The following is a 24,186-nucleotide window of genomic DNA, read 5'->3' on the forward strand; positions in this document are numbered from 1 at the left end:
GACATGTGCGGCATCCACGGCATCTACCAGCTCGACGGCCAGCGCGTCGAACCCGCCCACCTGACGGCGATGGGCGACGTCACCGCGCACCGCGGCCCGGACGACGAGGGCCAGCACATCGACGGCAACTGCGGCATCGCGATGCGGCGCCTCTCGATCATCGACCTGGCCGGCGGCCACCAGCCGATCGGCAATGCCGACGGCTCGCTGGTGCTGGTGTGCAACGGCGAGATCTACAACTTCCGCGAGCTGCGCGCCGAGCTGCAAGCCAAGGGCTATCGCTTCAAGACCGGCTCCGACAGCGAGGTGCTGCTGCACCTGTACGACGCCGAGGGTGACGATTGCGTCAAGCGCCTGAACGGCATGTTCGACTTCGCGCTGTGGGACGGCCGGCGCCGGCGCCTGCTGATCGGCCGCGACCGCCTCGGCGTCAAGCCGCTGTACGTGATGCAGGACGGCAAGCGGCTGGCCTTCGCCACCGAAGCCAAGGCGCTGCTGAAGCTGCCGGGCGCGCGGGTCGCGCTGAACCGCGAGGCGGTGCCCGGTTACCTGCACCTGGGTTACGTCGCCGCGCCGCAGACGATCTTCGAAGGCATCCGCAAGCTGCCGCCGGCGACGCTGCTGTCGATCGAGAACGGCCAGGTGCGCGAGTGGCGCTACTGGCGCCTGCCCTCGCGCATCGAGCGCGGCTGGTCCAGGGACGAATGGCTGCAGCGCACGCGCGCGCAGATCGAGCGTTCGGTCGAGATGCAGATGGTCTCGGACGTGCCGATCGGCGCGTTCCTGTCCGGCGGCGTCGATTCGAGCGCCGTCGTCGGCTGCATGGCCAAGCACTCGGACCACCCGATCCGCACCTACGCGATCGGCTTCGAAGGCGGCGAGGCCGAGGCGCTGTACAACGAGCTGCCGTATGCGCGCCAGGTGGCGAAACTGTTCGGCACCGAGCACCACGAGATCGTCGTCAAGCCCGATGTCGTCGGCCTGCTGCCGCGGCTGGTCTGGCACATGGACGAACCGGTGTCGGACACCGCTTTCATCACCACCTACCTGGTGTCCGAGTTCGCGCGCCAGGACGTCAAGGTGATCCTGTCGGGTGTCGGCGGGGACGAGCTCTTCGGCGGTTATCGACGCTACCTCGGCGGCCACTACGCGCGCAAATTCGGCCGCCTGCCGGCGCCGCTGCGCAAGCTCGCCGGCATGGCCGCGGCGCGGCTGCCGGCCGATCGGCACTCGGGCCTGTTGAACACGCTGCGGCTGGCCAAGGGCTTCGTCGCCAGCGCCGAAATGGACCCGGACGCACGCTATCGCAGTTATCTGCAGGTGCTGTCGCACGACACGGTGGCGCAGCTGCTGCACGCGCCGCGCAGCGCGCTGGCCGACGACGCGCTGGCCCACGCCTTCGCCGCCGCCGGCCACGACGACGAGCTGAACCGGATGTTCGCGGTCGATGCCGAGACGCAGCTGCCCGACGACCTGCTGATGCTGACCGACAAGATGAGCATGGCGGTGTCGCTCGAATGCCGCGTGCCGCTGCTCGACCACGAGCTGGTCGAGCTGGCCGCGGCGATGCCGGCCGACGTGAAGATCGCCGGCGGGCAGCTCAAGCACCTGATGAAGGCCTCCCTCGGCGACCTGCTGCCGCAGGACATCCTGCACCGCAAGAAGCGCGGCTTCGGCACGCCGATGGGCGCGTGGCTGAAGAAGGAGCTGGCGCCGGTGCTGCGCGGGCTGCTGTCGCCCGCGGTGCTGCACCGGCGTGGCCTGTTCGATGCCGACGTCGTCACGCAGCTGGTGGCCGACCACGAGGCCAATCGCATCGACGGCACCGACGCCTTGATCGCGCTGCTGAACCTCGAGGTCTGGAGCCGGCTCTACCTCGACGGCCGCGACCATGCCGACGTCGCCGACGAGCTGCACCACCTGGCCAACGGCGCGACGGCCGTTCCCGCATGAACATTCTTTACCTCTGCCACCGCTTCCCGTTTCCGCCCAAGCGCGGCGGCAAGATCCGGCCCTTCAACATGATCCGGCACCTGACGGCCTCGGGCCACCAGGTGACGGTGTGCTCGCTGACCCGCTCCGAAGCCGAAGCGGAAGAGGGCAAGGGCATCGCGCCGCACTGCAAGGCCTTCGAGCAGGGCGCGGTCAGCGAGCCGATCCAGTTCGCCCGCATGATCGTGCGGCTGCCGGTGCCGACGCCGTCGTCGATGGGCTACTTCTATTCGACCAAGCTCGCGGCGCGCGTGAAGCAGTTGCTCGCCGAGCAGCGCTGGGACCTGATCTTCGTGCACTGCTCGTCGGTGGCGCAGTACGTCGAGCATGTCACCGACATCCCGAAGATCCTCGACTTCGGCGACATGGATTCGCAGAAGTGGCTCGAGTACGCGAACTACAAGCCCTGGCCGCTGTCCTGGGGCTACACCTATGAAGGCCTGAAGATGCTGCGCGCCGAGAAGCGCCTGGCGCGGCGCTTCGACCTGTGCACTGCGACGACGCGTGCCGAGCGCGAGACGCTCGACGGCTACGCCACCGGCGCCAAGACCGACTGGTTCCCGAACGGCGTCGATGCGGGGTTCTTCTGCCCGGCCGACGAGCCCTACGAGCCCGAGACCATCAGCTTCATCGGCCGCATGGACTACTACCCGAACCAGGAGTGCATGCAGCGCTTCTGCGACGAGGTCTGGCCGCTGTTGAAGGCCGAGCGCCCGCAGCTGAAGCTGCTGATCGTCGGCGCCGATCCGTCGCCCGAGATGCGGCAGCTCGGCGAGCGCCCCGGCGTCACCGTCACCGGCTCGGTGCCCGACGTGCGGCCCTTCGTGCGCAGGTCGGCCGTGATGGTCGCGCCGCTGGCGATTGCCCGTGGCACGCAGAACAAGATCCTCGAGGCGATGGCGATGGGCGTGCCGGTGGTGACGAGCACGATCGCCGCCGGTGGCGTCGACGCGCTGCCCGGCGAGCACCTGCTGGTGGCCGACACGCCGCAGCAGATCGCCGCCGCGGTGCTGCGGCTGGTCGGTGATGCGGCCGAGCGTGCCCGCTTCGCCGCGGCCGGCCGCGCCCGCGTGTTGAGCCATCACGATTGGAATCAATCGATGCAGCGGCTCGATGCGATCATTGCGCGCTGCCTGCAGGCCGCGCCGGCCGCTTCGGCGCGTTTGAACCTGGCCCCGTGAACACCGTGTCCCTGACGTTGCTGCCCTCGATGTCCTCCCTGCTGTCGCCGCTGCTGGCCGCCGTGCTGTTGACGAGCACCGCTGCGATGGCCGCACCCGCCGGCGCCGGACCGGCCGCGAAAGCGGGCCAGGAGGCGGCCTGCGGCGGTTTCCCGCGCGCCGACAACGGGCCGCATGACTACCGGACCGTGCGCGACAAGCGCCTGAGCATCGTCGAGCAGTACCACTTCACGCCCAGCGTCGAGATGCTGATCAAGGGCAGCAGCAGCCAGGACCTCGCCGGCGACATCAGTTTCATGCTGCGGGCCTTCCCGAACCACCACCGTGCGCTGATGTCGATCGTGCGGCTGGGCGAGCGCACGCGCAGCGAACAACCGCGCGGCTCGGCCTTCACCGTCGACTGCTGGCTGGAGCGCGCGACACGCTTCGCGCCCGACGATGCAGTCGCCCGCATGATCTACGCCGGTTACCTGAACAAGCGCGGCCGGGCCCAGGATGCGCTGGTCCAGATGGACCGCGTGGCCGCGGTCGCCGGCGACAGCGCGTTCACGCACTACAACGCCGGGCTGATCCTCATCGAGATGAAGCAGTACGAGCGTGCGCTGGCCCATGCGCACAAGGCCTACGCGCTCGGCTTTTCGCGCCTGGACCTGCGCGAAAAGCTGCAGAGCGCCGGCCAGTGGAAGGATCCGCCCGACGCGGCGGCCACCGCGCCGGCCCCCGCCGCATCGGCGGCGGCGGCCGCATCGGCCGCGTCGCCCGCGTCAGCACCCTGAATGCCCGACGACACGATCAACGACAACCGGTCTGTCGGTTCGGGCATGGAGCGGCGGCGATGGCTGGTGACCGCCTGGGGCTGCGCCATGGTGCTGGCCTCGACGACGAGCTGTGGCGGCGGTGGTGGCGCGGATGCGGCACCAGCGCCCGGCCCGACACCGCCCCCGCCGCAACCCACACCGCCGCCGCCGCCCGCCCCCCCGCCGCCCGCGCCGCCGCCACCTCCCCCCCCGCCGGCACCGCCGCCCCCACCACCGCCGCCGCCGCCACCCCCGTGGGTGCCGGCGCCCGGCCGCTGGGCGGTCATCGACGCGGTCAACGGCTGGAACGACATCGACCCGTGCCCGAGCAACACCTGCGGCTACCGCATCGGCAGCGGCCCGGAGTGGAACAAGGTGATCGACGACTTCTCGGGCGGGGTCTACAACCCCCACTGGGGCCCGCTGGGCGCGCTGATCCTGCACGGTGGCGGTCACTCGGCGACCAACGACAACTCCGTCGCGCTGCTCGACTTCAACGACCTGCGCTTCAAGCGCATCGCCGATCCGAGCCTCGAGGCCACCGGCCTGCGTCCCGCCGATGGGCCGATCTTTCCGGGCTACGACCGCGAGCACGGTGAATACGTCGCCGACCGCAAGCCCGGCTCGGCGCACACCTACGATGCGCTCGAGGTGATCCCGCCCGAGGTCGCCGGCGCGCCGTACGGCGGCCTGGTGCGGCCGTTCTCGTCGGCGGTCCATGCGTCGCTGTCGGCGCTGACGAACTGGGCTCACCTGCTCGCGATGCACGAGCGCGAGGTCGCGACGGCCGCCGGCCGCGCCCGCAACAGCTGGTCGCGCTGGAGCGTCAATGCGGGCCAGACCTTCGGCGGCGCCGGCGGCAGCTGCGCCTACGACACGCGGCGCAAGCGCATCTGGTGGAGCGGCGTGCCGTCGTCGCGGCCGGGCCGCATCAACTACCTCGACTGCGTGACGCGTGAACAGGTCACCGTGCGCTACGGCGGAACGGACGCGATGTTCGACGTCAGCATGCCGATCATGCGCTACCTGCCCGGCCCGGACCTGCTGCTGTGGATCGGCCCGCGGCCGGGCCGCGCCGCGGTCGAGGCGTATTTCATGCGCGCCGGGGACCCGGCCAGCGGCTGGCGACCGGTCACGCTGGGCCTGGCGATCCCGGTCGCGCTCAGCGCGACGCCGTGGGACTTCGTGCCGGCGCTGAACCGGATCGTGCTGTTCACGCGCGCTGACACCAGCGCCGTCTACGAGATCGACGTGCCATCCGATCCCGCCAGCACCTGGCCCACACAGCGCCGGACCTTCGATCCGGTGCCGGCGCTGAGCGCGCCCGACAGCATCGTCGGCAAGCGCTTTTCGTACTCGCCGGCGCTGCGGTGCATCGTCTACAAGCCGCGCTCGGCGACGCCCTCGCTGTCGCAGTTCCTGGTCTACCGGCCGCTCGGCACCTGAGGTGTCAGAAGAATCGGCCGGCGCGCGATCGGCGCCGGCCGTCTGCAGCTCACTGGTAGGTGATGACGAGCTTCGGCCGCAGCTCCGGCGCGGTCGTCGCCTCGCTCGAGTGGAACTGCTTCAGCGAGCCGGTATAGCCGCTGATCGGCAGGATGCGCCAGCCGAAGTTGCCCGGCGCCGGCGCAGCGCTCATCTGCTGCAGGCTGGTCGTGACGTCGAACGTGATCGTGCCCGCGCTCCAGCCGATCGTCGCGCTCGCATCCGACGTGCCGGCATAGTCGCTGCCGACGCCGCCGGCGCCGGCGACTGCCCACGGCACGCTCGGCAGGCGCTGGTTCCAGGTTGCCGCCGGTTCGGTCCAGTCGACCAGCATGCGGCGCAGCTCGTAGGTCATGTCGTAGGCCGAATACTTGTGCAGCGACACCACCGCCGAGCTGATCTGCGCGCCGTTCGGCACCGGCCCGCCCTCGGACTGGAAGACCGCGAAGCGCAGCAGCATCGGGTAGTAGGCGCCCTGATCCTGCATCCACGTCTGGGCGCCCTTGGCCACCGTCTTGTGATAACTCGACAGGTACGTGTCCCAGACGCCGGCATTCGGCGCGACACCGCGTTGCAGCGTGACCGTGATGCTGCTGCCGGCCGGGTTCACGGTGACCGTGCGCGCGGCCGAGGTCGTCGTCAGGCCCAGGTTGTCGGTGGCCACGGCCGTCAGCGTCACCTGGCCCAGCGCGCCCGGCGTCCAGGCGACGCTGTACGGCGTGCTCGTCGCCACGCCGATGCTGGCGCCGTTGGCGAAGAACCCGACCTGCGCGACCGAGCCGTCGTCGCTGGCGTTGGCCTGCACCGTGACCTCGCTGCCGAGGGAGACCGTGGCGCCGTTGGCCGGCTGCGTCAGGCCGACCGCCGGCGGCTGGTTCTGCGGTGGCCCGTTGACGGTGACGGTCACCGGCGCCGAGGTTCGCGTCGCGCCGGCGTTGTCGGTCGCCACGGCCGTCAGCGTGCGGCTGCCCACGGCGGCACCGGACCAGACGATGGCCCACGGCGCTTCGGTGCGTTCGCCGATCTCCACGCCGTCGGCGAAGAATTCGACCTTCGCGACCGTGCCGTCGCTGTCGGCGGCATCGGCGGTGATGTTGATGTCCTGCGGCTGCGTGAACTGCGCGCCGGCCTGCGGCGCGGTGATCGAGACGGTCGGCGCCGTGTTGCCCGGCGTGCCGCCCGGGTTGACCCAGCCGTAGGGCTTGTAGATCCAGATGTTGCCCTTGACCGCGTCGGACAGGCCCATGAAGACATCCAGGTTCGGGATGTACTTCCACTTGCCGAGGATGCCGGTGCCCAGGCTGTCGGTCGGAATCGGTCCGACCGGCGCGGCAGCCTTGACGATCGTCCAGCCGGAGGCCGACGGTGTCGGCGGCGGCGTGATCGTCCAGACGCGGCCGTCGCCGCACCACAGCTTGAAGTCGTTGCGCACCGGGTCGAATTCGAGCGCGCACTTGATCCAGTTGATCGCGCCGCTGGACAGCAGCGTCATGAATTCGCCGCTCGGATCGTTCGGGATCACCAGCGTGTCGCGGTTGGCGGGGCTGGCCGTCGCCATGTTCCAGAAGATCAGCGGCTTGGTCGTGCTGTGCGTCGACAGGAAGATCCTGCGCACCGGGTCGTAGCCGCAGGTGCTCTGGCTGCCGGAGCCGCCGTAGTAATACAGGCCGACCTTGGTCCAGGTATCGGCGGCCGGGTTGTTCACGTCGTTGATGACGTAGCGGTAGAGCTTGCTCGCCGAGCGCAGGTAGACGACGTCGCGGCCGTTCTCGACCGCGTAGCCGGTGCAGCCGTTGGACAGCACCTCGGTCGGCGGCGTCGAATTGGCGTTGGCGTTGAGCCAGGCCTCGCGGTTCGACCACATGTTGCCGCCGACGATCTGCGGATACGGGGCGACCCGCTTCACGTGCGAGCCGGTCGTGCCGCCGACCTTGTCCGGATGGGCGCGCGACGGATCGAACAGGTAGGGGCCGGTGTTGCGCGCGGCGCCGTTGGCGCCCACCGTCAGGAAGTGGCCGCCGTTCTTGTCGGCGGCGCCGCCGGGCACCAGCAGGCGGTCGAGCAGCGGCAGGAAGATCGTGTTGTCGTAGGTGTGCGCCGACGCCGGCGCGTTGGCGACACCGTCGATCGCATTCGGGTGGCCGAGCGCGTTCTCGACCATCTCGCTCGGCAGCGACGCGCGTTCCCACATCCGCGTGCTGGCGCGCCACATGTACACGTCGTTGCCGCGGTAGTTGGCATGGCCGCCGCCGTAGAGGATCAGCGCGGCGCGGTTCGAGTCCCAGCCGAAGCTGCTCCACGCCAGGATGATCTTCGACGGGTCCGGGTTGCTCTGCACGTACAGCGGCCGCAGCGCGGCCGGTGTCCAGACCGACGAGTAGTCGTTCAGGTTCAGCTTCGCCCACGCGCCTTCGGGCATCGCGGCGATCACGCCGAGCACGCCGGAGAGGTCGCCGGTGGACAGCGGGTTCGATACCACCGCTGCGAGCGCGCGCTTCTTGTCGCCGGCGGCGCTCGGCTCCATGCCCGGCGCCTGGGTCGCGCTGCCCGACGAGACATCGACCAGCAGCGTGAACGGCCGCTTCGCGGTCTGGTTGCGCGCGTCCTGCACGCGGATCGAGAAGCTGTAGTCGCCGGCCTGCGTCGGCTTGCCGCTGATCACGCCGCTGTTCGGATCGAGCGCCAGTCCCGGTGGCAGCTGCCCGTCGGCCAGGCTGTAGCTCAGCGGTGCCCGCCCGCCGCTGGCTTCGACGACGGTGGTGTAGGGCTCGTTCTTCAGCGCGATCGCCAGCTTGTCGGTGGCGACGCCGAGCGTCGGGCTGGCCGCGCCGGCATAGACCAGGCGCACCGCGTCGACGTACAGCGGCCCGCCGTCGGGGCTGGTCAGCTCGATGGCCGGCGTGCCGGCGTTGAACGGGAAGGTGCCGATCGACTGCCACTGGCCGCCACCATGGCGCTGGTCCTTCGAGACCAGGCCGCGGCCCCCCGAGTAGCTGACCGCGATCTCGATCTTGCCGGCATCGTCGAGGCCCTGCGGCCACCAGACGAAGACCTCGTAGTGGCCCGCGCGCGCGAGCTTCGGCTCGAAACGCGCGCTGCCCCCGCCGGTGCTGCGCAGCACGAAGGCGCCTTTGGCCAGGTAACCGCTGCGGCGGTCGACACCGGCGTTGCCATGCAAGGTGGCGCTGGCGGCCTCGAGCGTGATGTCGGGTGATGTGTCGCTGGCCGCCTGGGCCACGCGGCGCGTCTCTCCCGCCGGTTCCGATCCCCCGCCGCCGCCGCAAGCCGCCAGCAGCAGCGTCGAGGCCCACACCGCGTGCCCGAACCAGGCCTTGGGACCCTGCCAGCGTCGAGAGAAGCTTGGGACGCGTGCGTGGGACATCGAAGGCCTCTACTGAATGACGGAAACGCGAACCCGTTGCACGTTCCATGCCATCGAAGGGCGGGGCAGTGGGGACAACGACTTAGGGCGCGACCATGAGGCCTGTCCGTCCCCACTGTCAACACGGCCGACAGGCCGCCGAAGCTTCAGGCCGTGGCGTCGAAGCGGTGCTCAGGCACATGGCGCTGCAGCCAGTGCTCGAGGATCGTCAGGATCCAGACCATCTCGCCGTAGTAACCCGGATGCGCCGGCAGCAGCTCGTCGATCAGCCGCCGGATGAACGCCGGCTGCACGATGCCACGCGTCGCCAGGCTGTTCAGCGCATCGGTCGCCAGCCGCTGCAGCGGCGCATGGCGCGTGACCCAGACGCCGAACGGCAACCCGAAGCCCTGCTTGCGCTTGGTGATGATCTGCTCGGGCAGGAAGCCGCGCAGCGCCTCCTTGAAGAACCAGCGCAGCTTCAGCCCCTTGAGCTTGTACTCGGCCGGCAGCCGCAGCGAGAAGTCGAGCAGCGCCTGGTCGAGCAGCGGGTAGCCGACGCCGATGCCGGCCAGCTGCGTGCTGCCGCGCACCTTCGGCAGGTCGCCTTCGGCCAGCGTGTAACGCCAGTCGAAGGCCAGCATGCGGTTGATCTCGCGCCCGGTGCGCGCCTGGGCCCAGACTTCGCGCTGCTGTTGGGTCGGCCCCTCGGTGTCGACGCGGGCGAGGAAGCCCGGCGTCAGCACCTCGTCCATGCCGAGCCGGCGCAGCAGGTTGTACATCTGCAGCCGGTCGGGCATCGGCACGCGCGCCTGCTCGACGTAGCTCGCGCCCTTGCGCACCAGCGGCAGTTTGCCCGCGACCTCGGTGCCCAGCAGCGGCTCCATCAGCCCGCGCCGCAGCGCGCGCGGCACCGCGTCGTACCAGCCGAAGATGCGCTGCTTCGCATAGCGGCTGTTGCCGCCGAAGAGCTCGTCGCCGCCGTCACCGGCGAGCAGCTTCGTGACGCCGTCGGCCCGGGCCACCTTGGCGCAGTAGTAGGCCGGCAGCGCCGACGAGTTGCCGAAGGGCTGGTCGTGGTGCGCGGCGATCGCCGCGATGCTGTCGACCAGGTCCGCCGGCGTCACGTAGTACTCGTGGTGGCGGCTGCCGAAGTGCTGCGCGGCGATGCGCGCGTAGGCCATCTCGTCGTAGCCCTCGGCCTCGAAGCCGATCGAGTAGCAGTCGGCCGGTGCGCCGGTGGCCTTGCCGATCATGCCGGCGACGGTCGAGCTGTCGGTGCCGCCGCTGAGGAAACATGCCGGCTTGCTGCCGTCGAGCTCGCGCGCGACCGATTGTTCGAGCAGCTGCAGGAACTCGCCGCGCAGCGCGTCGAACGAGGCGCTGCGCGGCTCGCTGAACTCAGGCACCCAGTACGGCATCACCGTCAGCTTGCCGTGCTCGAACACCGCGCAATGCCCGGCCGGCAGCCGCTGCACGCCGCTGAAGATCGTGCGCGGCGACGGGATCACGTGGAAGTACAGGTAGTCGAAGATCGCCTGCGCATCGACCGGCGTCGAGGCGTCGGCCAGCGCGTCGGCGCGCTCGGCGAAGCGCAGCGTGCCGTCCACCACGCGATAACACAGGGTCTGAGCGGCAAAGCGGTCGACCGCCAGCACCGTGCGGCCCGAGGGCTCGCGCAGCGCGACCGCGAACTCGCCCGAGACGCGCGCCAGCGCATCGGCCGGCGCCGCGCCGGCGAACAGGCGCGCCCAGGCGAGCGCCACGTCGCCACCGGCGGCAAGGGTCTGCAGCGCCGCATCGGCAAAGCGCGGCGCGCCGAGGCACAGCGCGGTGTGGGTGGGGGTGTCGTTCTGATTCATGGACCATGCCGATGCGGTGTTCACCACCACATCCCCTCGAAATACACGAAACCGAGCCAGACGCCGGCGGCGATCCAGGCAGCGATGCTGAAGATGCGCAGCGGCGTCACCCAGCGCGGCCGCCAGCGCCGCACCGCGAAGGCGAGCAGCTCCTGCACGACCCAGGCGGCGACGATCCAGCGCGTCCAGCGGAAACGGAAATGCACCCGCTCGGCGAAGCGCGGATAACCCCGCTCGGCCTCGGCCAGCGCCGACAGCACCGCCTGGCGCGCCGGCGCCTGCGAGGGCGTGGCCGCCAGCGCGAGCGCCGTGCCGTTGCCCAGTGTCAGCCGCAGGCCGTCGCGCGTGAGCTCGCTGCGGCCCGACGCGGCGTCCACCGCCATCGTCCAGTGCTCGGCATCGGTCCATTTCAGCATGCGTGCGGTCGGCGGGGTGGGCGCGTCGGCCGCGCTCAGCGCGAAGCCGGCCAGCGCCCAGGCCGACGCGGCCGACTGGCGCACCGCGATGGTCGGCGCCGCCACCGGTTCGCGGTCGTCCACGACCCAGCCGCCAAAGGGCTCGCGGCTGCCGCGCAGCACCTCGGTGCGCAGGCTGTCGGGGCCGTCGATCGACAGCGTCAGCGCGCGCTCGCCGCCGCGGGCGACGAGCCGGAAGCGCCGCTCGTCCTGCCGCCCGGCCAACAGGTCCGGCGCGAAGGTCCAGTGCGTTGCCGTCGCGCCCGTGGCGCCACGCGTCGCGTCGAGTACCAGCCACAGGTCGCGCTCGGCCAGGCGCAGCACCTGGCGCCGCACCTGCAGGCCGTCCGGGCCGTCGCGCTGCATGTCGACGAAGGACACGCCGGCGGCCGATGCGGCGGCGACCAGCTTCGACTCGCGCTTGGACACCGCGGGTTCGCCGACCCGGTGCGGCGCGTTCGAGCCGGGCCACGAGGTGGCCTGCGGGCGGCCCCAGAAGCCCCAGGGCCAGTAGCCGACGTTGGTGATCCACGGCCGGCCATTCGACCAGGTGACGAGGCTCAGGTCGTCGGCGAGCTTGTGGCCGAGACCGGGGAAGTAGGACCAGGTGATCGCCGTCTGGCTTGTCGCGGCCTCGGCCGCACCGTCCCACCACAGCGCGTGGCCGGACAGCGGGTAGAGGTCGACCGAGCGGCGCGGTGCCGGCCAGTCGAGCCGCGGGCGCAGCGGCTGCGCCTCGTTGCGCGCGCCGCGGGCGGTCAGCGGCGGGCCGGCGCCTTCGCTGACGCTGCGCGTATCGCCGTACAGCGGCAGCGTGCCGTCGGGGCGGCGCAGCTTGCCGTAGTGGTCGACCGACTTGTCGTAGCGCTGCCACCAGTCCTCGGGGATCGGCGTGTTGGCCAGCGAGTACAGCCGCAGCGCGATGCCGAAGAACTCCAGACCGCTGCTGTGGTAGCCGGCCGAATGCAGCAGGGTCGGGCCTTCCGCGCTGACGTAGTAAGCCAGGTGGCGCGCGAAACGCTGCTGGCCGTGGCCACGCATGGCGCCCTGCGGGTCGAGCACCGGAAAGGCCAGCGACACCTGCATCGCGCCGAGGTCGGACAGGATGCCGTGGCCGGTGCGGTAGGCGTAGTGGCTGTCGCGCGTCAGCAATCGGCCGCTGCGCTCGGCCAGCGCCAGCACCTGGCGGCCGACAGCCGGGTCGAAGTCGGTGCGCGTGCGGTAGATGCGCCAGAACTTGACCAGCACCGGGATGCGCGCGGCGATCGCGTGGTCGTTCCACAGGAAGCCGGTGTTCAGCCACTGCGACGACTCGAAGCGGGCGAAGGCGACGATGTCGTCGCGGGCCTGGGCGAAGAAGCGTTCGTCGCGCGACAGCCGGTAGGCGTCGAGCAGCATGTCGGGCGCTGCCAGGCTGGCCTGCATCAGCTGCAGCGTCGGCGGCCCGGCCGACAGATCGCGCGGCGCCAGCGGCCGGCTGATCTCGGTCGACGGGTAACCGGGCAGCGTGATGCGGCCGTTCAGCACTTCCAGCGCGCGCAGCGGGATGCGCTGCTCATCCTCTTCGGTTCGCGCCGCCGACAGCGGCATCGCGGCGATCTCGGCCAGCACGGCATCGGCGGGCTCGGTGCGCGCAGTTTGAAGCGCGGCATCGCTGATCGACGGCGCGGGCACGTACCAGTGCAGCCACTCCGGCACCCAGACGATGGCCAGCACGAGCAGCAGCGGCAGCACCGCGGCCGCGATGCGCCATCGCGAGGACCCGCTCATTGCGCTCATCGTGCCGATTCCCCGGCGCGCTGGCACTGGCCCCAGTATTCGGTGTAGCGCTCGGCGGCATCGATGACGTAGCCGTAGTCGCCGGCGCCGAAGCGCGTCAGCCAGGTGGCGATGCGCAGCCGCGTGCCATCGAGCAGCTGGTGCGGAAAGTGCGGCGAGCCGAGCACGCGGTGCGCCTTCTCGAGCGCGTGGCGCTTCATGTGGTCCTGCGTGGCGCGGCTGTAGTAGTCGCCCCACTGATAGCCCAGGTCCTGCGGCGCCGGCAGCGGGCAGGGCACATGCCCCGGGTAGGCCTGCCAGGGCACCGTCACCGCCTGCGGCAGCACGGCTTGCAACCAGCTCAGGTAGAAGCGGTGCAGCAGGAAGGGCCGGACCGGGCTGCCGATGATCAGCGACAGGAATTCGCTGTCGAAGAACGGCAGGTGGAACTCCAGCCGCCCGAGGTCGATGTGCTCGTACAGGTGGACCAGGTGGCGGCGCTGGTCGTTGAGCATCAGGAACAGGTGAAAGGCGCGGCCGGGCTCGGCCCGCGGCAGCAGCGCGAGCTCGTCGCGCAGCCCGTCGCTCGGGAAGGCGGCCAGCTGGTCGCGCACCGTCGACCGGAACAGCTTGCGCGCGGCGCGGATCTTGTTGTGGTCGAGGAAGGCGGCGATCGCCGCCTCGGTCTGGCCGCGCTGCGCCAGGTCGACGATGCGCTCGGTCAGGTAGACGTGCCCGAGCCCGACGCTGCCGCCGTCACCCGACCAGACGATGCGCCGCCGCCCGGTGAGCGTGCCGGCGGCCTTCTGCGTGTCGAACCAGCGATTGACCTCGTCCTGGTTGTAGACCTGGTCCTTGCGGGTGACGCTGGCGGCGCGCTTGGCGAGATGGTGGTGCGAGGTCTGCAGCACGCGCGCCGCCTCGCGGCCGAAGACTTCGTCCTGCGTGCGATCGGGCGAGAAGTTGATGCTGTGCACCGTGGCGCCCAGCGCCCGCAGTGCGGCCACGATCGAACGCGAATCGAGCCCGCCGCTGAGAAAGGCGACCGTGTCGGCCTCGTCGCCGAGCCGGCGCCGCACGGCCGACATGAACGCGTCGCCGACCTGCCGTTCGAGTGACGCGCCGTTGGCGGCCGGGGCGGGCACTTCGTCCCAGCGCCAGTACTCGTGATGCGACACCTGCGCACCCTGCACCCGCACGACTTCGCCGGCGCGCAGCGTGGCGACGTCGAGGTAGGGCGTGCGGTGCGCCAGCGGGAAGCCGAAGCAGGCGATGTCCGACACGCCGCGGATGTCGAAGGCCTTCGGAATCAGCGGCAGCGCTTCGATGATGCGCATCGCGCTGGCGTAGACCACGAAGTCCGGGCCGATCCAGTAGTAGATCGGCCGCACGCCGAGCTTGTCGGTGAAGAGGCGCAGCGTGCCGCTGCGCTTGTCGACGTGAACGCCGCAGAAGGTGCCGCTGGTGCGCGCCAGCGCCGCGTCGTCGCCGGCGGCGAGCGCCCGGTGCAGCGTCGCCAGGTCCTGGCTGCGGTCGCGCGGCTCGCCGGCCGCGTTGTCCAGCAGCAGCGGGTCGCCGGCCAGCATCGACGCACCTTCGGCGTCGTCATGCACGGCCGGCGCGCCGAAGGCACCGATGTCCACCTTCAACAGGGTCCAGCCCGGGCCGCGCAATTCGACGACGCTGTCCCCGGGGTGGCGGCTCAGCGACCGGCGCAGCGTCGCGACCACCTCCTCCGGGAGGGTCACGGACGGCGACCGACTGACAATGCCTGCAAGAATCGTCATGGTGAATGACTCGTGTTGTGTTTGATTCGGGCGGTGCGCCGCCTCGTTCGGCGACCGCGGCGGGCCCCGCTCACGTGCGCCTGAGGGCGAGGATCTCCGCGAAGACCGCCTTGTTGATCAGCAGCGCCGAGACGAGGTAGGCGACGGTCCCGATGCCGATCAGCAGGCCCAGGCGCCAGGCCATGCCCTCGACCGGCAGCCACTGGCCGAGAAGAATCGCCCCGCCCATCAGCAGCGCGCACAGCGCCGGCTTGGCCATCGCCTTCAGCACGTCGGCTACCTTCATCTGCAGGGCAGCCAGCGAGCTGCGCAGGTTGAGCAGGAACACCACCGGCGAGGCCACCAGCCAGGCCACGCACAGGCCCTGCAGCCCCCATTGGCTGCCGAGTGCGAACGCCGGCAGCATCACGGCATTGGACAGCAGCAGGTTCTTCATGCCGACGTCCGCGCGGCCGACGCCGTCGGTGGCCGCCGGGATGAAGTTGCTGATCATCCGGATCGGCATCACCAGCGCCAGCACCTGCAGGGGCAGCACCGCGCCGTGCCATTGCGCACCGAGCACCACCCCGACCAGCTCCGGCGCGGTGGCCGACATGCCCCACAGCGTCGGGAAGGCGAAGAAGCTCAGGATGCGCACGGCCTTCAGCAGGTAGCTCGCGGTCTGCGCGCCGTCCTGCCGCGAGCGGGCGAAGGCCGGAAAGGCGACCTGGTTGACGAGCGACGAGATCTTCTGCACCGGCAGCGAGGCCAGGTGCATCGCGACCGAATACATGCCCAGCGCTTCCTTGCCGAGCAGCTTGCCGGCGATGAACATGTCGGCCTGCGAATAGATGAACCACAGCAGCCGCGAGACCGTCATCTGCCCGCCGAACAGGATCAGCCCGCGCACGCCTTCGAGCGACAGGCGCGGCCAGTGCAGGTAGGGCTTGACGATGTTGCAGGCGATCGTGCGGCAGGCGTGCGACACCAGCATGCCGCCGACCAGCGCCCAGACGCCGTAGTCCAGCAGCGCCATCGCCAGCGTCGTGACCGAGCCGATGATCGCGCAGCCGAGCTCGATCAGCGATTGGCGCTTGAAGTCGAGCTCGCGCGACATCAGCGCCGTCGGCACCGAGGTGAAGATGGCGAGCAGGAAGGTCGCCGCCAGCGCGCGCAGGATGGTGGTCAGCCGCGGCTCGGCGAAGAAGTCGGCGATCAGCGGCGCGGCGCCGAACTGCAGCAGGAACAGCAGGCAGTCGACGACGATGATCGCGCCGAAGACCTGCCGCACGCGGTCCTCGTCGAGCCGGTCGACCTGCACCAGCGCCTGCCCGAGGCCGATGTCGGCCATCAGCGTCAGGAAGGCGACGAAGACGGTGGCCATCGCCAGCAGGCCGTAGTCCTCCGGCCGCAGCACGCGGATGACGACCAGCGTGACGCCCCAGGTGAACAGCTGCCCGAGCAGGCGCGCGCTGCCGCTCCAGTACAGGCCGGACAGGACTTTGGATCGCAGCGTCGTCATTGGCTCAAGCAAATGTGGCTCTGCCGCTCTGCTTGACCCCAGGGATCCCGCAAGGGATCCTTCGGATCCGTGGGGGCCTGACGCAAAGCGGCAGGTTTGGGGGGCGCTTTCAATGAGCCTTCTTCGACACGCGTGCGAACAGGATCGGCATCACGTGGTTGTCGTCCTTGATCGTGCGAACCTCGTCGACGACGAAGCTCGCCTCGAGCTCCCTGCGCAGCGAGGTCGGGTTGAACATGACCACGTGCTCGGGCTCGTCGATCGGGCCGAGGCAGCGGTCGGGCACGAAGATCAGCGCCTGGCCGCCCGGCTTCAGGATGCGGTGCATCTCGCGCACGAAGAATCGCCGGCGGATGATGTGCTCCAGCACCTGCGAGGCGACGAGGACATCGAAGCGGTTGTCGGGCAGCTCGATGCGCGGCAGCACGCCCTTGTGCATCTGGATGCCTTCGCTGGCCAGGCGATTGACCGCGTAGTCGGAGATTTCCAGGCCGTGCAGGTCACTGAAGCCCAGCTGCTTCAGGCCGCGCAGGATGCCGCCGTTGCCGCAGCCGATGTCGATCAGTGCGGCGTCGGGCGGCACCAGCGAGGCGATCAGCGCGGTCTTCTTCGGCCATTCGCGCACGCCGCCGTCCCAGGTCTCGGCGAGGCGCCGGTCCCAGTGCTCGGCACTGTTGCCGCCGCCCTTGCCGGCGTTGACCGCCAGGTGGTACAGCAGCGGGAACGATTCGGACAGGAAATTCTTGACGCGCCAGGGAAGGATCTGCATGGCTTGTGGTTCGTGATGTGTGTCGTGCAGGGGTCGGTGCGGGTGAGGGCCGGCACGGATCAGGCCGCCCGCTGCGCCGCCGCGGCGACCGTTTGTCCCGGGTTGCGCAGGTTCAGCGCCATGCGCAAGCGGAAGCGCTGGCGCGTCTTGTCCCAGGGTGTGAAGCGCGGCAGCTGATACCGATCGGCATGCCGGTCCGCCGCGCCCGCCGCGGTCGTGACGGCGGCGTGAAAGCCGCTGCTTCGCAGCATCTCGACATGCTCGGGCAGGTAGTCGCGCTGCGGCACGCCGTTGGGGTAGGCGAAGAGGGTCACCGGCTGCTGCAGCAGCGCTTCGAGCCGCGTCTTGCCGTCGTGCATCTCGGCACGCGCCTCGTCGGGCGTGATGCGCGCGAGGATCGGGTGCGTCACCGTGTGCCCGCCGATCTGCATGCCGCCGTCGCGCAGGGCGCGCAGCTGGTCCGATGTCATCATCAGGTCGTTCGGCAACGCTGTGGCGGCGTGCTGCGCCAAGGCGTCGACGGCCCGCTGACGCTGCGGCGGCGGCAGGTATTTGGCACCGCGCTGCAGCGCGTGGATCGCCGCGCGCCGCTCGTCGAGCGTGGCCAGCGCGTGCACGCCGAGGCCGAGGTCGGACAGATCGAGCCGCTCGCGCGGGCAGCGGCGGATGGTCTCGGAGATCGTGTCGTTCCACATCCGGCCGCCGTCGAGGTAGCCGGTGGTGATGAAGAACGTGGCGCTGATGCCGTGGCGCTGGAGGATCGGCATCGCCTGCGTCAGGTTGTCGGCATAACCGTCGTCGAAGGTGATCGCGGCAGCGCGGTGGGGCAGGCGCCCCTCGTCGCGCAGCCGCACTGCGACATCCAGCGGCAGCACGTTGAAGCTGCTCGCGACCCAGCGCATCTGCCGGTCGAAGGATGCGGCATCGGGCAGGTCGGGCTGCAGCTCGTCGGCCTGCGCCAGCACGCGGTGGTAGATCAGGATCGACAAGCGGGCATTCGCGCCGCCCGGCGACAGCAGGTTCATCGCGGCATTGATCATGAGGTCTCCGCGCGCGATGCCGGGCGGGTCTCCAGCGTGGACGACTGCACCAGCAGCGACGCGTTCCGCTCGGCCAGCAGCAGCTTGGCAACGGCGACGTCGGTCAGGATGGCCAGCGAGACGATGTAGTACGGCAGGTCGTAGTTGACCAGGTTGACGAAGGCGCCGCCGACCGCGAAGCCGGCGATCGACACCTGCACCATGCGCGCGAGGTTAGCGGCCCACTGTGTCGCTTCGGTGGTGCAGCGGCGGATCAGCGAAGTGCAGCGCCGCCAGGCCGAGACGCCGATGGCCAGGTACAGCGCGAGGCCGACGAAGCCGTGCTCGGCCAGCGCCTGGAAGTAGATGCTGTGCGGCGAATAGGCCTTGGCCCAGTCGGTGACCGCGAAGCGATACCAGGTGACCGGGTTCTCGGTGACGTTGAAGCCGCCGCCGTTGACCGGGTAGTGCATCGCCAGGTTCCAGATCATCTTCCAGGTGTACAGGCGGCTCTGCGCCGAGTGGTCCTCGTGCGTCGTGATGGTGCCCATCTTGTCGGCCCACTGGTCCGACATCACCGCGGCCATGCCCATCGCCAGCACGGCGATGATCGTCAGCATGGTCCAGCGTCGCTCGCTCTTCAGCGCCAGCATCACCGCCATCACGAGGCTGCCGAGCAGCGCGCCGCGCGAGGTCGTGCCGAGCACCGCCAGCGCGGTCAGCCCCATCACGATGTACAGCCCGATGCGCAGCCAGCGCTGCCGGCATTGCGTCGCCAGGTAGTAGCCCAGCGGCACGATCATCAGCATCGCCAGCGCGAGGTGGTTGGTGACCTCGATGAAGCTGCCCGGCGGCCCCATCACCATCGCCGTGCCGCCGCGCGAGATCGTGAACAGCCCGCCCTTGAAGCCGTAGAAGCCGATCGACAGCACGATCACCCAGACCAGCAGGTCGACCTGCTTCTTGCCGTGCAGCATCATCAGCGAGGCGAACAGCACGAGCTGGATCTTGGTGACCTTGATCCACATCTCCCAGACCTGGTCCGGGCTGTTGAACGAGGCGATCGAGGTGATGCACTCCCAGACGTAGAAGCCCACCAGCAGCATCGCGGTCGACGACTTCGGGAATGGCTGCCGCTCCTTCGAAATCAGCAGCAGGATCAACATCACGATCGCGGTGATCTGCGCGAACGGCAGGCTGTAGGCGAAGCCGTAGGTCAGCCGGTTCGGGCTCATCAGCCCGATCCAGGCCCACATCAACGGCGCGATGAAGTGGTAGCGGAAGGCCGCCATCAGCAGGCCGGAGAAGAACAGCGTCAGTGCAATGTCGCGCATCGGATCACCCCTTGCGCGCGCCGCGCCGGCGCAGCACCAGCTGGCCGAGCAGCAGCAGCGCCAGTGCGGCGCCGCCGGCGAAGGCCAGCAGCAGCTTGCCCTTCAGCGAGGCCATGCGCTGGCGCAAACCCTGGTTGGTGTCGGACTCGACGGCGTGGATGCGCGGATGCACGCCGAGTGCGATCGCGCCGAGCTGCTCGAGCGTTCGCGACAGCCGGCCCAGCGTCTGCACGGCGAACGATTCGTCGTAGCGCAGCACCGCATTGCCCCACCACAGGTACCACTGGTCGGCGCCCTGGCGGTAGTACTCGTACAGATCGAGCTCGTTGCGGAAGCCCAGGCGCCCGGGCGCCGGCTTGACGATCGCGATCTGGCGGCCGTCGCCGCGCAGCACCGCGCGCAGCTCGGCGGCCGACAGCGGCTCGCGGCTCGCCGCGTCGATGACGTAGAAGTTGTTGAACGCATCGATGAAGCGCCAACGTTTTGCTTGGGCGTCGTAGAGCTCGACGAAGGCGTGGCCGTGGCCGCCGTAGCCGTCGAACGAGAAGGCCCATTCGCGCACGAACATGCCGGCGGAGCGGGCGATGGCGATGAAGGTCGTCGTGTAGTCGGCGCAGTAGCCGCCGCCCTGCAGGATCTGGCGGTAGGTGCCGGCCAGGTCGTCCTGCGCCGCGTTGCCCTTGCGCGGGTTGTCCAGCAGGTGCCGGGCGATCACCAGCGCGCGCTCCCAGTCGCTGCCGAGCTCGGCCAGGCGCAGCTCGGCGGCGACGCGGTCGAAGGCCGGGTTGCGCACCGGCGGGTCGACGAGGTAGTCGGCCGGCGGTGCGGCCGGCGTCCAGTCGAGGCTGGCCATCGGCACTGTCTTGTCCCACAGCAGCGCATTGCGCAGCCGCACCGCTTCGGTCGACGGCCGGGCGTGCTGTGCGACGTAGGCCAGCAGCGCGAGCAGCGCGATCAAGGTTGCCGCGATGGCCGGAACGGAGGTGAGGGCGCGTTTCATCGGGAGGGGCGGTCAGCGTGCGGCCGGCACGACGCGGCTGACGACGTAGCGGAACTTGCCCGAGGCTTCGGACGGGATCTGCGCGACGCGCTCGATTCTGACGCGCACCGCCGCGCCCAGCCGGGCGCGGAAGTCGCGCACGATGCGCGTCTCGGCGGCGTCGTCGAAGGCCGGGCCCGGCACCACCTGCACGAGGGTCTCGTCGAGCGACAGCTGCTCGATGCGGAAGCGCTCGACGCCGGGCAGGTCGCGCAGCGTGTAGATCAGCGCCAGCCCGTGCATCACCGTGCCGTCCTGCGCGACGACGAAGTCGGTGGTGCGGCCCTGCACCTCGGCCAGCACCGGCAGCCCGCGGCCGCAGGCGCAGCGCGTGGGCTTCAGCACGCCGACATCGCCGGTGCGGTAGCGCACGAACGGGAAATCGCGCGTCGCCAGGTGCGTGATCACGATCTCGCCGGCCTCGCCTGGCGTGCAGTTGCTGCCGTCGGGCCGCACCGTCTCGACGACGATGTCCTCGGCGCTGATGTGCAGCTGGCCCGATGGGCATTCGTGGGCGATGAAGCCGGCGTCGCGCGCGCCGTAGCCGTTGGCCACCGGCGCGCCGAAGGCCTTCGTGATCGCCTGGCGCTGCTCGGGATAGAGCCGCTCGGACGTCACGAAGACGACCCGCACGCCGAGGTCATCGAGGCGCAGGCCCTTCTGCGCCGCATGCGCGCCGATCAGCGACAGGCTCGACGGGTAGCCGAACAGCATTGCCGGCCGCACGCGGCGAATTTCGGCGACGAAGCGGTCGAGGTTGGCCGCCGACATCTCGAAGGCCGGCAGCAGCTCGCTGCGCAGCAGCGCGTCGCGAATCTGCTTGATGCGGTCCTGCGCGCCGAGCTCGATCGGCGAGCCCCAGACGACGAGCTCGGGGTCGCCGATGTCGACGTCCCACCAGCGCGTCGCGCGCCACTTGGCGCCGACGTCGTGGCTCTTGCGCCCCTTGCCCATGTAGAAGATCAGCGGCTCGCCCGACGAGCCGCCGGTGTTGTAGCGCGTCAGCGGGCCGTGGTCGGCGGCCTTCAGCCGATCGGCCTGCGCGCGCATCTCGGCCTTGCCGTGCAGCGGCAGCGCCTGCAGCGCGTCGATCGACTGCACGGCCTGCGGATCGAAGCCGCGCTCGCGGAACAGGTCGCGGAAGTACGGCACGTTCGCACCGATGTCGACCAGGAAGCCGCGCAGCCGTTCGACGCGGTCGGCCTCGATGCGCGCGGCGTCCCACCACTGGCTGTCCTCGAGCCGCTTGCGCACGGCCACCGAAGCATGGCCCTTCAGCCGCTCGTGCAGCGGGAACAGCAGGCCTGAGCAGAAGGCGGTGTAAGGCCTCATTGGACCCCCTTGCCGCTGCGCGGCATCCCCCCGAGGGGGAGCGAGCGCCTTCGGAACGGCCGGGCGGCGCTCATTGGGGCACCCTCGTCGCCACGTTCGCCCGCAGGCCGGCCGCGCGCCGATAGGCATCGAGCCACTGCTCGCGCACCCGCGGCCAGGCGTAGCGCTGCGCGGTCGCCAGGCCGGCGCGGCGCAGCCGCTCGGCGAGCGCTGGGTCCTGCAGCACGCTGAGCGCGGCGCGCGCCATCGCATCGGCATCGCCGATCGGCACGAGCAGCCCGTCGACGCCATGCGTCAACAGGTCCGGGATGCCGCCGGCATCGGTGCTGACCGTCGGCACGCCGCTGGCGAACGCTTCGAGGATCGAGATCGGCATGTTGTCGACCGTGCTCGGGTTCAGCACGCCATCGGCCGAGGCATAGAGCGCGCCGATCTGCGCGTTGTCGATGCGGCCGCTGAAACGCACCGCGGTGCTGATGCCCAGCGAGACCGCCAGCGCCTGCAGCACCGGCAGGTCGGGGCCGCTGCCGGCGACGGTCAGCCGTGCGCCGGGAAAGGTCCGGCGCACCAGCGCGAACGCCCGCAGCGCGGTGCCGATGTCGTAGATCGGTTCCAGGTTGCGGGTCACGATCAGGTGCGGCGCATCACCGAAATCGGGCCGCGGCGCCGGCGCGAAACGCGTCAGGTCGATGATGTTCGGGATCACCTCGGCATCGAGCCCGTGCTCGCGGAAGACGCGCAACAGGAAGGCCGACGGCGTCACGCGCAGCTGCGCGCGCGCCAGCGTGCGCAGCACGTGGCGCGGGCCGCTGCTGAAGAAGCGATCGGCATTGCCGCCCCGGTAGTTGACGATCACCGCGCAGCCGCGCAAGCGGCCGATCGCCACCGCCGGCCAGGCGAAGAGGTGCCAGGCCCAGCCGGAATTCGCAAGCACGTGCATCACGTCGCAGCGGCCGGCAGCCGACCACAGCCGCCACAGGTAGGGCAGCAGCCGGAACGCGGCGCGCAGCACCGGCACGCGGGCGACCCAGGCGGGCTGGTAAGGCGCGTTGTTGCGCACCAGCGTGACGGCCAGGCCCTCACGTTCCCACAGCCGCAGCAGCTGCTCGCATTGATTGGCCATGCCGCCGGACGGCGGCGGCAAGGGGCCGACCAGGCACAGTCGAGGCAGGGCTGCGGTGGTCACGTCACCAGCACAGGCCTGCGACCTGCGCCCGGATCGTTTCGCGGTTCGGCAGCTTGACCAGGTCGATCAGCTGCTGCTCGGGTCGGCAGTGCGCGGCCAGCGCCTCGAACACGCGCGCGTCGTTCAGGCCGACCACCAGCACATCGGACTCGGCGATCACCGCGGCGAGATCCGCCTTCAGCAGCTGGCCGATGTGCGGCAGGTGCGTCTCGACGTAGCGCCGGTTCGCGCCCAGCAGCTGCGCCAGGTGCACCTCGGGGTCGTAGACCGACAGCTGCATGCCCTTGCCGATCAGCTGCTCGGCCAGCGTCACCAGCGGGCTTTCGCGCAGGTCGTCGGTGCCGGTCTTGAACGACAGGCCGACGAAGCCGATGCGGCGCTTGCCCGAGGCCATCACGGCGTCGAACGCCAGGCCGAGGTGGGCCTCGTTCGAGGCCAGGATCGAGCTCAGCATCGGCACCTCGACGTCGCGCTGCTTGGCCAGGTAGGCGGTGGCGCGCAGGTCCTTGGGCAGGCACGAGCCGCCGAAGGCGAAGCCGGGCTTGAGGTACGCCTTCGAGATGTTCAGCTGCGTGTCCTGGCACACCAGGTCCATCACCTCGAAGGGGTCGACGCCGAGCGCTGCGCACAGCCGCGCGGTCTCGTTGGCGAAGGTGATCTTCAGCGCGTGGAAGTTGTTGCAGCAGTACTTCATCATCTCGGCCGAGCGCACCGAGGTTTCGAGGAACTTGCAGGGCAGGTGGCCGAACAGCTCGCGCAGCTTCTCGGCCGGGTAGGCGTGGTTCGCGCCGACGACGGTGAACGGCGGCTTGTCGTAGTCGCGGATCGACGAGCCTTCGCGCAGGAATTCGGGCTGGAAGCAGAGGTGAAAGTCGACGCCGTCGCGCTTGCCGGAGAACTTTTCGATGATCGGGCGCAGCGTGTCCTCGACGGTGCCCGGCACCAGCGTCGAGCGGAAGACGACGACGTGCGGCTCGGCCTTCGCCCCGATCGCGCGGCCGATGCTTTCGGCCAGGCGCAGGATCGCGCCCTGGTCCTGGCTGCCGTTGGCCGCCGACGGCGTGCCGACGCAGACCAGCGAGATCTCGGTCGCGGCCACCGCCTGCTCGGCATCGGTGGTCACGCTGACGCGGCCGCTGGCCGCCACCTGCTGCATCAGATCGACCATGCCCTCTTCGACGACCGGCGTCTTGCCGGCGCTGATCAGCTCGAGCTTGCTGCGGTCGATGTCGACGCCGACCACCTGATGGCCGTCACGCGAAAGACAGGCCAGCGATACCGCGCCGACGTAGCCGAGTCCGAAGATGCTGATTTTCATGAAGTTCCCA

General features: G+C 70.2%; 16 protein-coding genes. 4 read left to right on the forward strand and 12 right to left on the reverse strand.

Annotation, left to right across the window (positions count from 1 at the left end):
* The first annotated feature begins 3 nt into the window (after nucleotides 1–3).
* The 4 genes from asnB to HLB44_RS05935 are packed head-to-tail and all read left to right on the forward strand — an operon-like array spanning nucleotide 4 to nucleotide 5,416.
* Nucleotides 4–1,953 carry an asparagine synthase (glutamine-hydrolyzing) gene (gene asnB / locus HLB44_RS05915; protein WP_173121641.1) on the forward strand — a complete coding sequence of 650 codons (1,950 nt, stop codon included), beginning with the start codon at nucleotides 4–6 and terminating at the stop codon, nucleotides 1,951–1,953.
* Nucleotides 1,950–3,173, forward strand: a complete 1,224-nt coding sequence (locus tag HLB44_RS05920) for a TIGR03087 family PEP-CTERM/XrtA system glycosyltransferase (protein ID WP_173121642.1) — start codon at nucleotides 1,950–1,952, stop codon at nucleotides 3,171–3,173. Before asnB ends, HLB44_RS05920 begins: the two co-directional genes overlap by 4 nt.
* A complete protein-coding gene (locus HLB44_RS05925) occupies nucleotides 3,170–3,949 on the forward strand; it encodes a hypothetical protein (RefSeq protein ID WP_173121643.1) in 780 nt (259 codons plus the stop codon). The genes HLB44_RS05920 and HLB44_RS05925 overlap by 4 nt, the downstream gene beginning before the upstream one ends.
* Complete coding sequence (locus HLB44_RS05935; RefSeq protein WP_217283553.1) at nucleotides 3,950–5,416, forward strand: hypothetical protein; 1,467 nt, start codon at nucleotides 3,950–3,952, stop codon at nucleotides 5,414–5,416. It begins immediately after the preceding gene.
* A gap of 49 nt (nucleotides 5,417–5,465) precedes the next feature.
* Here HLB44_RS05935 and HLB44_RS05940 read toward each other — a convergent pair whose 3' ends face one another.
* The 12 genes from HLB44_RS05940 to HLB44_RS05995 all read right to left on the reverse strand — a co-directional run bounded on the left by HLB44_RS05940 (nucleotide 5,466) and on the right by HLB44_RS05995 (nucleotide 24,176).
* Nucleotides 5,466–8,837, reverse strand: a complete 3,372-nt coding sequence (locus tag HLB44_RS05940; RefSeq protein WP_173121645.1) for an Ig-like domain-containing protein — start codon at nucleotides 8,835–8,837, stop codon at nucleotides 5,466–5,468.
* 146 nt (nucleotides 8,838–8,983) lie between these two features.
* Nucleotides 8,984–10,678: an asparagine synthetase B family protein gene (locus HLB44_RS05945; RefSeq protein WP_173121646.1), complete on the reverse strand. Its 1,695-nt coding sequence runs from the start codon at nucleotides 10,676–10,678 to the stop codon at nucleotides 8,984–8,986.
* A 20-nt stretch (nucleotides 10,679–10,698) separates the two neighbouring features.
* On the reverse strand, nucleotides 10,699–12,903 hold the full coding sequence (locus tag HLB44_RS05950) for a heparinase II/III domain-containing protein (RefSeq protein WP_173121647.1): 2,205 nt from the start codon (nucleotides 12,901–12,903) through the stop codon (nucleotides 10,699–10,701).
* Nucleotides 12,904–12,908: 5 nt separating this feature from the next.
* Nucleotides 12,909–14,639: an asparagine synthase-related protein gene (locus HLB44_RS05955; protein ID WP_173121648.1), complete on the reverse strand. Its 1,731-nt coding sequence runs from the start codon at nucleotides 14,637–14,639 to the stop codon at nucleotides 12,909–12,911.
* 109 nt (nucleotides 14,640–14,748) lie between these two features.
* A complete protein-coding gene (locus HLB44_RS05960; protein WP_173121649.1) occupies nucleotides 14,749–16,179 on the reverse strand; it encodes a lipopolysaccharide biosynthesis protein in 1,431 nt (476 codons plus the stop codon).
* 109 nt (nucleotides 16,180–16,288) lie between these two features.
* Nucleotides 16,289–16,948, reverse strand: coding sequence for a class I SAM-dependent methyltransferase (locus tag HLB44_RS05965; RefSeq protein WP_173121650.1), 660 nt, complete (start codon nucleotides 16,946–16,948; stop codon nucleotides 16,289–16,291).
* Between the two features lie 59 nt (nucleotides 16,949–17,007).
* Nucleotides 17,008–17,988: a polysaccharide deacetylase family protein gene (locus tag HLB44_RS05970; RefSeq protein ID WP_173121651.1), complete on the reverse strand. Its 981-nt coding sequence runs from the start codon at nucleotides 17,986–17,988 to the stop codon at nucleotides 17,008–17,010.
* Entirely contained in the window at nucleotides 17,985–19,301 is a 1,317-nt protein-coding gene (locus tag HLB44_RS05975) for a putative O-glycosylation ligase, exosortase A system-associated (protein ID WP_173121652.1), read from the reverse strand. The genes HLB44_RS05970 and HLB44_RS05975 overlap by 4 nt, the downstream gene beginning before the upstream one ends.
* A 4-nt stretch (nucleotides 19,302–19,305) precedes the next feature.
* Entirely contained in the window at nucleotides 19,306–20,301 is a 996-nt protein-coding gene (locus HLB44_RS05980; protein ID WP_173121653.1) for a transglutaminase domain-containing protein, read from the reverse strand.
* A 12-nt stretch (nucleotides 20,302–20,313) separates the two neighbouring features.
* The gene (locus HLB44_RS05985; RefSeq protein ID WP_173121654.1) at nucleotides 20,314–21,672 is read right to left on the reverse strand and encodes a phenylacetate--CoA ligase family protein; all 1,359 of its coding nucleotides are present in this window, start codon (nucleotides 21,670–21,672) and stop codon (nucleotides 20,314–20,316) included.
* A 70-nt stretch (nucleotides 21,673–21,742) separates the two neighbouring features.
* Entirely contained in the window at nucleotides 21,743–22,858 is a 1,116-nt protein-coding gene (locus HLB44_RS05990; protein ID WP_343051236.1) for a glycosyltransferase family 4 protein, read from the reverse strand.
* A 1-nt stretch (nucleotide 22,859) separates the two neighbouring features.
* Nucleotides 22,860–24,176 (reverse strand): nucleotide sugar dehydrogenase, encoded by a 1,317-nt coding sequence (locus HLB44_RS05995; protein ID WP_173121655.1) that lies wholly within the window; start codon nucleotides 24,174–24,176, stop codon nucleotides 22,860–22,862.
* Between the last annotated feature and the right edge of the window lie 10 nt (nucleotides 24,177–24,186).

Origin of the sequence: Pseudaquabacterium terrae (genome assembly GCF_013266755.1) — a bacterium.
Taxonomy (GTDB): Bacteria; Pseudomonadota; Gammaproteobacteria; order Burkholderiales; family Burkholderiaceae_C; genus Pseudaquabacterium; species Pseudaquabacterium terrae.

Bases quoted from the DNA above. Each gene is read 5' to 3' on its own strand.
- asnB (WP_173121641.1), top strand. From the start codon at position 4: ATGTGCGGCATCCACGGCATCTACCAGCTCGACGGCCAGCGCGTCGAA.
- HLB44_RS05920 (WP_173121642.1), top strand. From the start codon at position 1,950: ATGAACATTCTTTACCTCTGCCACCGCTTCCCGTTTCCGCCCAAGCGC.
- HLB44_RS05935 (WP_217283553.1), top strand. From the start codon at position 3,950: ATGCCCGACGACACGATCAACGACAACCGGTCTGTCGGTTCGGGCATG.
- HLB44_RS05940 (WP_173121645.1), bottom strand. From the start codon at position 8,837: ATGTCCCACGCACGCGTCCCAAGCTTCTCTCGACGCTGGCAGGGTCCC.
- HLB44_RS05945 (WP_173121646.1), bottom strand. From the start codon at position 10,678: ATGAATCAGAACGACACCCCCACCCACACCGCGCTGTGCCTCGGCGCG.
- HLB44_RS05950 (WP_173121647.1), bottom strand. From the start codon at position 12,903: ATGAGCGGGTCCTCGCGATGGCGCATCGCGGCCGCGGTGCTGCCGCTG.
- HLB44_RS05960 (WP_173121649.1), bottom strand. From the start codon at position 16,179: ATGACGACGCTGCGATCCAAAGTCCTGTCCGGCCTGTACTGGAGCGGC.
- HLB44_RS05965 (WP_173121650.1), bottom strand. From the start codon at position 16,948: ATGCAGATCCTTCCCTGGCGCGTCAAGAATTTCCTGTCCGAATCGTTC.
- HLB44_RS05970 (WP_173121651.1), bottom strand. From the start codon at position 17,988: ATGATCAATGCCGCGATGAACCTGCTGTCGCCGGGCGGCGCGAATGCC.
- HLB44_RS05975 (WP_173121652.1), bottom strand. From the start codon at position 19,301: ATGCGCGACATTGCACTGACGCTGTTCTTCTCCGGCCTGCTGATGGCG.
- HLB44_RS05980 (WP_173121653.1), bottom strand. From the start codon at position 20,301: ATGAAACGCGCCCTCACCTCCGTTCCGGCCATCGCGGCAACCTTGATC.
- HLB44_RS05985 (WP_173121654.1), bottom strand. From the start codon at position 21,672: ATGAGGCCTTACACCGCCTTCTGCTCAGGCCTGCTGTTCCCGCTGCAC.
- HLB44_RS05995 (WP_173121655.1), bottom strand. From the start codon at position 24,176: ATGAAAATCAGCATCTTCGGACTCGGCTACGTCGGCGCGGTATCGCTG.